This is a genomic window from Hydrotalea flava (assembly GCF_001623405.1).
Taxonomy (GTDB): Bacteria; Bacteroidota; Bacteroidia; order Chitinophagales; family Chitinophagaceae; genus Hydrotalea; species Hydrotalea flava.
This window is the reverse complement of record NZ_LUHG01000041.1, coordinates 87,644-101,074: the sequence shown is the minus strand read 5'-3', so window position 1 is coordinate 101,074 and position 13,431 is coordinate 87,644. Positions and strand designations below refer to the sequence as shown.

Below are 13,431 nucleotides of genomic sequence, written 5' to 3'. Positions count from 1 at the left end.
GGTTATTTACCGAATTTAATCTTATAACCTTCTATCGCTTCTTCAATTACTTTTAGTGCTTTGGTTTTATCGCCAAATTCCTCTACTACTACTGTTTTATTTTCTAATTTTTTATATTCTTCAAAAAAGTGGCGGAGCTCATCAAAAAAATGCCGGGGTAATTCTTCAATGTTGTTATAATGGTTTACACTTGGATCGTTGGCAGCAACGGCAATGATTTTATCATCCGCATCACCACTATCAATCATTTGCATTACACCAATCACTTTAGCTTCCATCAATGTTAATGGGGTAACAGGTAGCGAGGTAATGACCAGAATATCTAATGGGTCTTTGTCGTCGCCATAAGTTTGTGGTATAAATCCGTAATTGACAGGGTAATAAAATGAAGAATAAATTACCCGGTCTAATTTCAATAAACCGCTGGACTTATCTATTTCATATTTACATCTGCTGCCTTGTGGAATTTCAATCACTGCAGTTACAACTCTGGGTGCATTTTCTCCATAATGAACGCCATGCCATGGGTGAAGTACTGTCATCATATTCAATGGTTATCTTTTTTATAAATTGCCGTCAAGTGTATATTTTAAATCAACCTGCCATTTCCCGTCTTTTAAAATCACTTTTACTTTATGCGCAACATTATCGTACGAGTTGGCATAATTAATAATGGTTTCTGTGGGCGAAACATCTTCTATGCTATTTATATTAATTGAAGCAGTTTGATATTGGTTCCTGATTTCAGTAGACTTATTTTTGTATGTTATTTCAACTTTTTTTAGGATAGCAGTGTTTTCAGCATCCTGCAGCATGTAAAAATTAGCCCTTTTAAAATCACCTTTTAAATAAGCATCAATAAATTCTCGGCCCGCATCAAAAGCATTTTCTGCTGCGGGGTAATTTTTATTGGAATTGGATTGGCAGGATATCAATACCAATGTAAAAATGAATAATAAATATTTCATATTGATTGAATGCTGTAAAGGTATGGTTTGATTTGCATACAAAATTAGTAGGGCATTCCGTTTCTGAGCAAAGAAGCAGAATTTTAACCTATTGAAACTTGAGAATTGAATAGGAGATATCCGGTTTTCAAAAATTAATCATGTTTTTATTCTACAGAATTGATAGTACATACAAGAGGCTGCAATGAAGCAGCCCCTTGTATACATTTCGATTGGTAGTGGAATTATTTAGTTGCCGCCACCCATCATATCCATGCTGCCGGTATCGGGGGTTGATTTCAAGTTTTTTCTTTTAAACAGGCTGGCATCAAATTTGCCGAAGCGATAACTGAATGTTAAACGCAAAATTTGCGGGTTGCTGATGCGTCTGTTATCCTGATTAAATAAACCGGTTTGTTCTGAAAATGATTCCTGATAGTTTGTTCTAAATATATCATTCATACCCAGTGTTAAAGAGCCGCTTTGCCCTTTTTTCCAAGTCCAGTCTTTTCTAATGGCAGCATCCATGCTCCAGCGTGGTAATAAATAGCCTTGCGCTGTTGTTTGAACCTGGTTAAATGGCCCACCGCCTCCACCATTATTACTTTGGGGCAAAACAGTTTTTGACTGATAGTTGCCACTGATTTGAAGAGAGTAACCTTTTCCTAATTTAAAATTATTGTTTATTTTAGCAAAATAGCTCAATATAGAATTGGTAGCTAATGCCACTTCGCCACTGCCATTATTGGCATTTATATTATTGGCATTAATTTTTGAATTGAATAAATTTAGATTCAGCAACAAATCCCACCACTTGGTTACAGGCATATTGTTGGTTAATTCCAAACCATAAGATATACCGCTATTGGCATTAATGTAGGTTGAATAATAAATACTGTCGGAAGTATTGGGGTTTAACTGGTCTTTGCCTCTGTATATGTATTGCGTAATTAAATTGGTGGTGTATTTAAAATAAGCTGTTGCCAGAAAATTGGCTTTTGGTTTGTAAGCATTGTTATAAGATAACTCCATTGAATTGGTGAATTCAGGGTTTAATACCGGGTTACCCACACTTACAGAAACAGGATAATTACTGTAATTAGGGAATGGAATTAACTGAAAGAAGTTGGGCCTGTTCACTCTTCTGGAATAATTAATTTGTACATCCTGCTTATCTGTTAATTTGTAGGTTAAGAAAGCACTGGGGAATAAGCTAACCGGATATTTAACAGAAAAATTAGAAGAATCTGCGCCATTTACGTTTAATAAAGTTCCGGTGTAACTGGAGCTTTCCGCTCTCAAACCAATTTGATAGCCTAATTTGTTGATTTTGCCTTTGTAATTAACATATGCGGCATACACTTGGTCATTGAATTTATAATTGTTGCTGATACCGGGTAATTTATCATAATTGCCGGTATTGTTGTTGTACTTTAACTGGGTGCTATTGTTTCCAAAGTCTCTGATAGCTGCTCTTAAGCCTGCTTCAAACTTTTTGCTGTCTGAAATTGGATTCTCATAATCTGATTGTATAGTATAATATTTCTGAGAACCATCTGTTAGGGTTTGCTGCAGCAATGGTGGTTGTTTTTGTGTAGTTGTATTTGGGAAATAAGTATAGATATTATTATTCGAATTACTATAATTGGTGCTCGCATTGTAATTTAAATCAGCAGTCAGGTTTTCTCCATTTTTGGCAAAATTGTGTTTATAGCCTAATTGTGCACCTTTGTTTTCAAAACTACGGTCTGCATTACTGATGCCTTGGTTATTGGCGGCATAAATAGAACTAATTGTAGAGTCTAAATTTAGAGTAGTATTCGAATTGAATTGGCCTCTTACATAGTTACCTGCAATGGTAATGGTATTTCTGTTATCGGCTAAATAATCAAATCCACCGCGAATAAACTTAAATTCACCATTGTTTACAGCATCCTGAGTGGAGTATACATTACTGGGAGGATTGAAGAAATTATTCTGATCAGTGGTGCCGTTTGATTTGAATTTTCTCTGGTTATAACTAAAATTCACGAAGGCATTAATTTTACCCTGACGAACATTTAAATCACCACCTCCGTTAAATTTACCATAAGAGTCTGCACCTGCTCTAATTCCGCCATTATATCCGGTTTTTTTATTCTTTTTCAAAATAATATTTATAATACCGGCATTGCCACCGGAAGCATCATATTTAGCAGAAGGGTTGGTAATAATTTCAATTTTATCAATAATGTCAGCAGGTATTTGATCTAAAGTAAGTGTAGTGGGCCTGTCGTCTATAAAAATGGTTGGTGTAGCATTTCTTAGGGTAACATTTCCATCAATATCTACATTTACAGAAGGTATATTTTTCATTACCTCTGTTGCGGTTTGCCCGGTGCTTTCTAAGTTTTTATCTACATTAAAAATTTTGCGGTCAATACCCAGTTCAAACTGTTGTTTAAGAGGAGCGGAAACGGTTACATTGCCCAAATCGTTTGATTCAGATTCCATTTTAAGGTTACCCAAATCTTTATCTACCATACCCAGCATTTGTTGCATAAAGTTGGGATCCTGAGTAGCACCTCCTGCTGGAAATTTAATATCAAATGATAAATTTTGTGATAAGGCTTTATAACCAATTGCAGTTGCTGATAATTTAAAAGTTCCAAAAACTGGTAAATTTTCTAAGCTAAAATCGCCATTTGGTTTGGCTAGTACAGTTGCCAAAATTACTTCCTTCATTTTTTTAGTAACTGTATCAAATTTGTTTCCAATCAATTGTACGGTTGCATCTGCAATGGGTTTATTGGTCTTGGCGTCTACAAGTTTTCCATAAAAATGGCCAATATTTATATTTTGGCCGCCCATTCGTCCGCCACCTGGCCTGCCTGCCGGAAACTGGCTGTATGCAATTACAACAATAATAATGAAGCTAAGTGTTAAGGTAATTTTCCTCATGGTGTTTGTAAATTTCAATTGCAAATTTCAATTACGTTTTTATATAAAATGTGCTAAGTATATATAAACGGTAATAAGACAATTTTGAATGGAATAAGTTCAACACAGTTACCGATGAAAAGCCTTAATGTACCGATGAAATGCTATAAAGCAGCAAAAGTTGGATACAGCCGATCAAAAAACCACTTATCATTCCCCACCACTGAAAAACTGCAACAACAGGTGTATTTTTACGAATCGCCATTTCTATTGTTTGGTTGTCCATCTTTTTGAAATATTCCTGCAATAGTTGTGTTAATTGTTCTTTATGATTGAACTGTTGCATGTACTTCGTTATCATGGCAGGCAGCAGGGTGTTTAGCTCATCAATAAAAATGTTTTTCAATTCGTTAATTAATCGGTCGCTGACAAACATTAACAGCATGGGCATTTTCTCCACTAATTTTTTTCTTAAAAATTCATCAATGGCACTTTCAGCCAAAGGCATCATGTTTTCAATACTTTCTTTCGATGTACTTTTTTTTATAATGCTTTCTATGGGTAATCGTTCAATAATATGCTGGGCTAATAAAACGCATATTTTTTCTTTTTTTGAAGGCAAAATGCCTTGTATGGAAAAGAAAAGTACCTTTTTGAGTTGGTAAGGTCTAAATAAATATTTTAATAAAATGCTATTAATACACCAACCGGTTAGTGCAGTAATGATAGGAAGCAGGTAATACCAGGTATGCATCGTATTGTTTTCAAAATAAAAACCCTCCTTCATGGAAGGAGGGTTGGGAGAACGATGGGTCTCGAACCCACGACCTACAGTGCCACAAACTGTCGCTCTAACCAACTGAGCTACGCTCTCCGTTTTATTGGGCTGCAAAAATAAGATAATTCAGCATTTCACAAAACACATTTTTTATTTCATGGAAAGTTTTAGATTCCAAAACCTTTGTTAATAGGGAAACGTTACTTTTACCACAGTTGTAATTCACCTATTTTTGAAGATTAATATGCAAAATTTTATAAAATTTATGAAGAGTCCTAAAGGAGTATTAGTAGCATTATTGGTTTTATTCGGTGCTTCTTTTGTAGCATTTACTACATTAAGCGCAAAAAATGACCTCACTATTAATCAAAAGCAAAAATTATTAGTAACAATTGGGCAACTGTTAGAAACGGAACATTACAGTCCGCAAAAAATCAATGATTCATTCTCCGTAAAAGTATTTAATAAGTATTTAACTGATATGTGGGCTGATGATGATAAAAGCATTTTTCTTCAAAAAGATATTGAAGCATTAAAAAAATATTCCACCATCATTGATGACGAAATTCATGGTGCACCCATTGCATTTGTACCAGCTGTGTCTGCCATTTATAATACCCGTGTGGCTGAAACTGTAGAATTATACAAGTCAATTTTATCACATCCATTCACTTTTACTAATCAGGATTCTATTATTACCAATGTAGATCAGTTAGATTATCCCCGAAATGAAGCTGATAAAAAAGAAAGATGGTATAAAAAATTGAAATATATTACGCTTAACCGGTTTTATGATTTGCAAAACCAGCGCCAAAAAGCTGTGGTTGATTCTATTAAAAATAAAACCGACCACCAGTTGGAGGCCGAGGCCAGGCAAAGTGTGTTGCGAACTGAAAATAAAATTTTTGAGCGTATTAAAGTTAAATTTAACGATGATGAACGGTTTAATTTATTTCTGAACACCATCTGCAACCTGATGGATCCGCATACTGATTATTTTCCCCCAATAGAAAAAAGAGAGTTTGATGAAATGATGAGCAACCGGTTTTTTGGCATTGGTGCGCAGCTCACAGAATCAGATGGAAATATTAAAATTGTAAATATTCAAAATGGCGGTGCAGCCTGGAAAAGCGGTCAGTTGATGGCCAATGATATTATTTTAAAGGTTGGCCAGGGCAATGCAGAACCGGTTGATATTGCAGGTTATGATGTTACAGATGCTGTTAAATTAATTAGAGGCGATAAAGGAACTGAAGTAAGATTAACTGTGAAACATCCGGACGGGAGTATTAAAGTGGTATCATTAATCAGAAGTGAAGTTGTATTAGATGAATCATTTGCCAGAAGTTTAGTTATCAATCAAAATGGAAAAAAAATAGGATATATTTATTTGCCGGAGTTTTATGCAGATTTTGAACGTGCAAATGGTGCTCGTAGCTCGGAAGATGTGGCCAAAGAAATAAAGAAATTAAAAGACCAGCATGTTGATGGTATTGTGATGGATTTAAGGTTTAATGGCGGTGGTTCTTTGTATGAAGTGGTGCAAATGGTGGGTTTGTTTATTGGTCAAGGCCCTGTTGTTCAGGTACGGGATAAAGATGGCAGCTCAACAGTATTAACTGACAGAGATAATTCCGTTTTATACGATGGCCCATTGGCTGTTATGATTAATGAAGGAAGTGCTTCTGCCAGCGAAATTTTTGCCGCAGCCATTCAGGATTACAAAAGAGGTATTATTATTGGAAGCCGCTCTTATGGAAAAGGTACCGTTCAAAAAAATGTTCCGTTGGGTAAACCATTGGATAATTTTTCGGGCAGAACTGAAAATGGTGCAGTGAAATTAACTTTTCAGAAATTTTACAGAATTAATGGTGGCTCAACACAATTAAAAGGTGTTACACCCGATGTAATCATCCCTGATTTGTATGATTATATGAAAATGCGTGAAAAAGATAATCCATCTGCATTGCCATGGGATGAAATTGCAAAAGCTGCTTTTCAAACCTGGCAGGAGAATTATGACCGCAATGCGCTTATCCAAAAAGAAAATGAGGCTATCCAGGCCAATAAAATATTTAGTTTAATCAATAACAATACAAAATGGCTGGCACAAAAAACAGATGCGCCGGTTGAGATGAATTATGAGGTATTTAAAAAAGATCAGCAACAAATTATTGCAACTGCAGAACAAGACAATAATTTATTGAAATTAAAAGCGCCAATGGATTTGCAGGTACTTCCATCTGATAAGGATATGTATTACAACAATTCCGATACAGCCAAAGGGAAAAGATACCAGGAGTGGTTAAAAGATCGTACAAAAGATATGTACATCTACCAGTCAGCAAAAGTAATTGCAGATATGATTGATGCCGGAAAGGCACAAACAGCCATGAAGCAACATTAAAACACAAAAAAATATTTAGGGGGTTGCTATTCAACAGCAGCCCCTTTCTTTTTAAAACATTCAAGGAATTGTTGGATAGTAGTGTTTGAAAAAAGAACTAATCTTACATTTGTAATTGAATGCAAAGCACTATGTTATCCAGAGAAAGAAAATGGTATGCAGTGTATACTAAACCCCGGTGGGAAAAAAAATCAGATAATATTTTATTACAGAAAGGAATTGAAAGTTGGTGCCCGGTGCAGAAAGTAGAACGGCAATGGTCGGATAGAAAAAAAATTATAGAAGTGCCATTATTCCGCTCTTATGTGTTTGTCAGGATTAATGAAATGGAACGTATTGCTGTTTTAGATACAGATGGCATCATCAATTTTATTCATTATTTGGGCAAACCTGCCATAATAAGAGATGAGGAAATAGAAATCATCAAACAATATTTATTGATGCCCGGAACAACCATTCAGGTAACCGGAATACAGGCATTAAAAGAAAAAACAAGGGTAAAAATTAAAGGCGGTGTTTTTATGGATAATGAAGGCGAAGTATTACGAACCGGCAAGAAAAAAGTATATGTTCAGTTAGATACACTTGGACAGGTTTTGGTGGTTGAATTTCCAATTGAATACCTGTTGCCCATATAATAATGCATTAAAAATATTTTATGTATAAAAAAATTAAGTTGTTTTTGTCAGATGTAGATGGAGTAATGACTGATGCCGGCATGTATTATACTGAAAGTGGCGATGAATTTAAAAAATTCAATACCCACGATGGGATGGGTTTTAATTTGTTAACCAAGGCGGGTGTTAAAACAGGCATTATTACTACCGAAGCAACTAAAATTGTAGAACGCAGGGCCGCAAAATTAAAGATTGATTATGTTTATCAGGGTAGAGGTTTCGGCAATAAATTAGATGCAGCTTTAGAAATATGTGAAAAAGAAGGTATTTCCATGAAAGAAACTGCTTATGTTGGTGATGATATTAATTGTATTGAACTCTTGAAAGCAGTAGGAGTAGCAGCATGCCCCGCTAATGCAGTCGAGCAGGTTAAAAATATAAAAGGCATTATTCATCTCGAGAAAAAAGGAGGTGAAGGTGCTGTAAGAGAATTCATAGAAATGTTGTTTAAGCAGGGTTTAATCGACGCTTAATTTTTTATCATGACATCTGTAAAGTTTATTTTGGTTGGATGCGGAAATATTGGTGTTCGGCATGCTGCTCTGATGCATCAGTTTGGTAAATTGGAAGGCGTTTGTGATGTGGATGAAAGCAAAGCCAAACAACTCGCAGAACAATATCATTGTAAGGCATTCGGTTGTTTGAATGATTTGCTTACAGCATGTAAAAATGCAGCAGTATTGGTAATCTGCACGCCGAATGCTTTACATGCTCCTCAGGCAATACAGGGCTTAGATGCAGGGTTTCATGTACTGGTAGAAAAACCGATGGCACTTTCTGCTATGGATTGCCGTGCAATGATTGATGCAGCTTCTAAGGCAGGAAAATTGTTAATGGTGGTAAAGCAAAACCGCTTTAATCCACCTGTGTTAGCAGTTAAACATGCCATTGAACAGGCACTATTGGGTAAAATTTATTCTGTTCATTTAAATTGTTTATGGCATCGGGACGAGGCGTATTATATGCAAAGTAAATGGCGCGGAACAAAACAATTAGATGGTGGAATTTTGTTTACACAGTTTAGTCATTTTATTGATATTTTATTGTGGTTTATGGGTAGTGATGTGAAAGTTGTAGCCGCATCAGCAGCCAATCTGGCACATCAAAACATCATTGAGTTTGAAGATACCGGTGTTGCGCAGTTGCAGTTTGCCAATGGTGCACTGGGCAGTATTCATTACAGTATTAATGCTTTTCAGCAAAATGCCGAGGGCTCCATATTACTGAATGCAGAAAACGGTATTATTAAAATTGGTGGAAAATATTTAGACAATATTGCATTCCAAACCTTGAAGCATGGAGATATTGCCTGCACTGAAACATCTGCCGAAGCGAATGACTATGGAAGTTATCAGGGTTCAATACGTAATCATGATAAAGTGTATGCCCATTTTAGAGAAATATTACTGCACAATAAAGCATCCATCATACAAAATGAGGAAGCCATGCAAACAGTTGCATTAATAGAAAGCATTCACCAATCCATTCAGCATAATTCTTTTTAAAACAAATCTTTTTAATGCATTGCTATACTATTCAAGGGGTGATTGCTAAAAATAGGATGGTGCATGAACTTTATAAAATACCTGATTGTGTTTCTTTTTATAAAAAAATAGGCTATAGCTGTATCTTATCATTAATTTTCATTACAGTAACTTTAAAATTATAAAGCAAGTAGAAACTTACAGATATATGCCATTTATTGCTAAAAAAGTTGCCATTCGCAATGTTCAGTTTGGAAGAAATGTTCAAATTGTAGAGCCTTGTAATTTATACAATTGTTTTATTGGGGATGATTGTTTTATAGGGCCATTTGTGGAAATTCAGCAAAATGTAATAGTAGAACACAGCACAAAAATTCAATCGCATAGTTTTATCTGCGAAATGGTAACAATAGGTCATCATTGTTTTATAGGGCATGGCGTCATGTTTATTAATGATGTTTTTGTAAATGGCCGGCCAGCAGAAGGCAATAAAAATTTATGGAAAAAAACGAATATTGGTAATCATGTAGTTATTGGCAGCAATGCCACTATATTACCGGTATCTATTTGTGATGGCGTAGTAATCGGTGCAGGTGCAGTGGTAACAAAATCTATCACCCGCCCGGGTGTGTATGTAGGCAATCCTGCTAAGAAATTAAAAGACATCACTTAAATTTGAAAGATCAATCAAGCTATTATTCTCTTTTTACAACGCTGTTATGTTTTCAATATTCAAAAAAAAGGTTTTGGGCGATTTTTCTTTTCTGCAAACTGATTTGCACAATCATATTTTACCGGGGGTAGATGATGGTGCAAAAAGTATCAACGATTCTATTGAACTACTGCAGCAAATGCAGCAGTTGGGATATAAAAAAATAATTTGTACCCCTCACATTTTAGGAAATATATATCCTAATAATCCAACTACCATTTTACCTGCATTGGAGAAAGTGAAGCGTGTATTGAATGAAAACAATATTGCTATGCAGGTAGAAGCTGCAGCAGAATACATGGCCGATGAAAATTTTGTAGAAGCAGTTGAAAAAAAGAAACCATTTCTTTGTTTTGGCGAAAAAAAATTTATTTTAATTGAAATGAGTTATTTAGCGCCATCCCCTTATCTGGAACAATGTGTATTTCAATTAATTCTGGATGGTTATCAACCTGTTTTGGCGCATCCTGAGCGATACAATTATTATCATAAACAAATGAATAAATATGAACAATGGAAAGAAAAGGGTTGTTGGCTACAGTTAAATGCACTTTCACTAACCGGATACTATGGTAAGCATGTAAAGCAAACAGCAGAAAAATTGTTAACCGCTCAATTAATAGATTTATTGGGTACTGATTTGCATCATGCACAACACATGGCTGCGTTACATTATTTATGTACCACCCCTTATTATAAAATGCTTAGTCAGTATCCGCATTTTAAAAATGCTACTATTTAATGCTTATTTTCCCCAAATCCATGCTACCTGTTGTTGTGCGTTTTGGGTGTTATTGAACATTTTTTCCAAAACTTTTTTTCGCATCTGGCTACAATCTTCTTTAAATGGGGCATTGAATAAATTGGAAATAGCCTCACAAAAATCTGAAGCATCTGTAGCTATATGGCATAGTGTTTCCAGTCCGCTTCCTTTTACACATGTTGCGTTAGCTACACAATGCCTGCCATTAAAAAGCGCATTGAGTAATTTGAGTTTAATGCCAGCATCACTTTCAGCATAAATTACATGAATATGTGCTTTTGCAATCATGTCCTGCATTTCTTTTTCAGTAGGATTACTTACCAGACAGCAATGGGTATATTGATAAATTTTTGATTGGAGTAATTGAGATGGATTTTTGCCGGCTATTACAAACGGAATTTTGATTTTACTGAAAACATTTTTTAATAACCACAATACCGCCTGTTCATTAATAGAAACACTGAGATCGCCTTGATAAAGGCAATAACTACCCATGGCTGAAAGTGGTTTAACAACCCATGTATCGGGTAAATACACCGGTAGATAATCGATAGTAGTACAATGAAACTGTTCTCTGAAAAAATTTACATCCTGATGAGTAACACCCCAAAAAGCATTGGCTTCATTTACAATAGAAGCTTCATATTTTTTTAAAAGTCGGCTCTCTCTTAAATAATACATTTTTTTTAAGTAGGAATGACTGGCATTGGCTAGATCCCGATAATACAAATGCTCGATGTTATGAATGCGAACAAATTTTTTTCTTGCATTAAAGCGTTTATCCTTCAGTAAATAAGTAGTGTGAATGCCCTCCATTAAAATTGGGTAATCATTTTGCAGTAATGCTTGCAACAAGTCTTCATTTACCCTGCTGCTAACAATATATGGAAATTGCATAGATAGTGCCTGATGCCCGGTTAAGCGTGGATAATAATGAACCGTGTTGCAAAATTGCTTCAGAATATCCTGTTGCATATTGTTATATAAAAAACAATGCAAATGTATTTGGACTTCCTGTTGTTGCAAAGCAGGTAATTTGTAAAAAAGGTCAAACAACCCGCCATGTGTAACAGGGTAGGGTACTGTAAAATCTATGATATGCAAATGTTTTTCCAAAATAATAATAATTTAATTTCTTCTTTTTGCCAATTCAGTTCCTTTCTTGCTATATAGCATTGTTGTTGTAACTGATTATACAAAACAGTATCATTCAATAACTTGTTCATTGCTGCTGCCAGAGTATCTTCATGGGTATCATCTACCATATATGTTACGGGATATTTTTGTTGAATGGCAGCATAAGCCGGAAAGTTCACACAAATTTGTGGAATGCCTGCCATGATGTAATCAAAAAACCTGTTGGCGAGCGAATGTTTTTGATTGAGGCCATTTGCTTCAAACAGGGTTAAGCCCAAATACGCGCCGGGTGTAATTTCCTTGAGCTTTTCCGGCAATAGTGCACCGGTTAGTATCACTTTTTGGGTTAACTGATGTGCTTCAATCAGTTGTTTGGCTGCATCAAAAAAGTTTCCGGTGCCAATAATCCATAACTGTGCATTCACCTGCTTCATGGCAGGAATTAAAGTTTCAAAACATCTGCCATGGTTCACTGCTCCCTGGTAAAGAATTACTTTTGTATTTGCCAATGGTGTATTGTTGGATGGATAATCAGCAGGTTGTATGGGCAGATTTCTGATGATGGTATAGTTAACGCCAAACTTATTTTGAAAAGTTACTTGCAACAATTCATTCACAGTATAGCCATTTTTAAATTGCGGAATGCACCATTTTTCAATGCGTTGCCATACCCATTGCACCCGCTTTCTGATTACAATTTCTTTTTGTTCTGAAAAATATTCATGTGCATCATACACTCTTTTTACTTTTTTAAGTCGGGAATAAAATAGGCAGGGCAATAGGGTATCTGCATCAATGGCGCAGATGATATCCATTTTTTGGGTAAGTAAATAAAAAAACAGCCGAATATTGTACTCTGCATAAAATAAGATCGTTTTTGAAAAAAAACAGGTTAGCAAGATGTTGCGGTAAGCCGTTTTTTCCGGCAATGGATCACTTTTTAATTTCCGGCCAATTAAAGTAACTGCATAACCATTGTTAGCCAGCGAGGTGCATATTCGTTGCATACGCTGATCATACACTAATGAATTAGTAACTGTAAAATAGATCCTGGTCAATTTGTCAGGTTAAGGTTAGGCAGCAAATATATCATTCCGTCTGTTTTTGGGTTTTGTTTTCTTTAAAATATCCCATGTTCAAATATATTTGTGCAAAGCACATAATAAAATAAAACAGGCTGCTAATATTTTAGAAAATAATTATTACCTTCGCCGCCATAATATTTCAGAAAAAATAATCAAGACGCAAAAAAGAAATTGAGATGCCAATCACAAAAGAAAAAAAAGTTACTATTTTAACCCAATTTGCCGGAAAAGAAACCAATACCGGTTCTATTGAAGGTCAAATAGCTTTGCTTACTGAGCGTATTGCTCAAATCAGTGCTCATTTGCAGGTAAATAAAAAAGACCACTCTACCCAGCGCGGTTTAATGCAACTGGTTGGTAAAAGAAAACGTTTACTGGCTTATTTGCAAAAAACCAATTTGACTGGTTACAGGGCTTTAATTGAAAAATTAGGGCTTAGAAAATAAAATGACATGTTTATAAAGCTATTCCTGACTGTAAATTATTCGGTTGGGAATAGCTTTTTTTAAAGCAGTTACCTGC

General features: G+C 35.3%; 13 protein-coding genes and 1 tRNA gene. 7 read left to right on the top strand and 7 right to left on the bottom strand.

Annotated elements, in window-relative coordinates; genetic code table 11:
• Positions 1-2: 2 nt before the first annotated feature.
• The 5 genes from A0F92_RS03980 to A0F92_RS03960 all read right to left on the bottom strand — a co-directional run bounded on the left by A0F92_RS03980 (position 3) and on the right by A0F92_RS03960 (position 4,740).
• Positions 3-545: an inorganic diphosphatase gene (locus A0F92_RS03980; RefSeq protein WP_068241920.1), complete on the bottom strand. Its 543-nt coding sequence runs from the start codon at positions 543-545 to the stop codon at positions 3-5.
• A gap of 18 nt (positions 546-563) precedes the next feature.
• A complete protein-coding gene (locus A0F92_RS03975; protein ID WP_167516791.1) occupies positions 564-968 on the bottom strand; it encodes a DUF4878 domain-containing protein in 405 nt (134 codons plus the stop codon).
• A 228-nt stretch (positions 969-1,196) separates the two neighbouring features.
• Positions 1,197-3,887, bottom strand: coding sequence for a TonB-dependent receptor domain-containing protein (locus A0F92_RS03970; protein WP_068241916.1), 2,691 nt, complete (start codon positions 3,885-3,887; stop codon positions 1,197-1,199).
• Positions 3,888-4,011: 124 nt separating this feature from the next.
• Positions 4,012-4,653, bottom strand: coding sequence for a DUF445 domain-containing protein (locus A0F92_RS03965; RefSeq protein WP_167516790.1), 642 nt, complete (start codon positions 4,651-4,653; stop codon positions 4,012-4,014).
• Positions 4,654-4,666: 13 nt separating this feature from the next.
• Positions 4,667-4,740, bottom strand: a tRNA-His gene (locus A0F92_RS03960).
• Between the two features lie 169 nt (positions 4,741-4,909).
• On the opposite strand from A0F92_RS03960, the gene A0F92_RS03955 reads away from it, so the two are divergent.
• The 6 genes from A0F92_RS03955 to A0F92_RS03930 all read left to right on the top strand — a co-directional run bounded on the left by A0F92_RS03955 (position 4,910) and on the right by A0F92_RS03930 (position 10,666).
• Positions 4,910-7,051, top strand: coding sequence for a carboxy terminal-processing peptidase (locus A0F92_RS03955; RefSeq protein ID WP_068242009.1), 2,142 nt, complete (start codon positions 4,910-4,912; stop codon positions 7,049-7,051).
• A gap of 119 nt (positions 7,052-7,170) precedes the next feature.
• Positions 7,171-7,689: a UpxY family transcription antiterminator gene (locus A0F92_RS03950; protein ID WP_253810126.1), complete on the top strand. Its 519-nt coding sequence runs from the start codon at positions 7,171-7,173 to the stop codon at positions 7,687-7,689.
• A gap of 20 nt (positions 7,690-7,709) precedes the next feature.
• Complete coding sequence (locus A0F92_RS03945; protein ID WP_068241910.1) at positions 7,710-8,201, top strand: KdsC family phosphatase; 492 nt, start codon at positions 7,710-7,712, stop codon at positions 8,199-8,201.
• A gap of 9 nt (positions 8,202-8,210) precedes the next feature.
• Entirely contained in the window at positions 8,211-9,233 is a 1,023-nt protein-coding gene (locus A0F92_RS03940; protein WP_068241908.1) for a Gfo/Idh/MocA family protein, read from the top strand.
• 187 nt (positions 9,234-9,420) lie between these two features.
• The gene (locus tag A0F92_RS03935) at positions 9,421-9,885 is read left to right on the top strand and encodes an acyltransferase (RefSeq protein WP_068241906.1); all 465 of its coding nucleotides are present in this window, start codon (positions 9,421-9,423) and stop codon (positions 9,883-9,885) included.
• A 46-nt stretch (positions 9,886-9,931) separates the two neighbouring features.
• Positions 9,932-10,666: a tyrosine-protein phosphatase gene (locus tag A0F92_RS03930; RefSeq protein WP_068241903.1), complete on the top strand. Its 735-nt coding sequence runs from the start codon at positions 9,932-9,934 to the stop codon at positions 10,664-10,666.
• Between the two features lie 3 nt (positions 10,667-10,669).
• Here A0F92_RS03930 and A0F92_RS03925 read toward each other — a convergent pair whose 3' ends face one another.
• Positions 10,670-11,803 (bottom strand): glycosyltransferase, encoded by a 1,134-nt coding sequence (locus A0F92_RS03925; RefSeq protein ID WP_068241901.1) that lies wholly within the window; start codon positions 11,801-11,803, stop codon positions 10,670-10,672.
• Entirely contained in the window at positions 11,779-12,882 is a 1,104-nt protein-coding gene (locus A0F92_RS03920; protein WP_253810124.1) for a glycosyltransferase, read from the bottom strand. The genes A0F92_RS03925 and A0F92_RS03920 overlap by 25 nt, the downstream gene beginning before the upstream one ends.
• Positions 12,883-13,085: 203 nt before the next feature.
• Here A0F92_RS03920 and rpsO point away from each other — a divergent pair, with 203 nt between their 5' ends.
• The gene (gene rpsO / locus A0F92_RS03915; RefSeq protein ID WP_068241899.1) at positions 13,086-13,355 is read left to right on the top strand and encodes a 30S ribosomal protein S15; all 270 of its coding nucleotides are present in this window, start codon (positions 13,086-13,088) and stop codon (positions 13,353-13,355) included.
• Positions 13,356-13,431 lie beyond the last annotated feature (76 nt).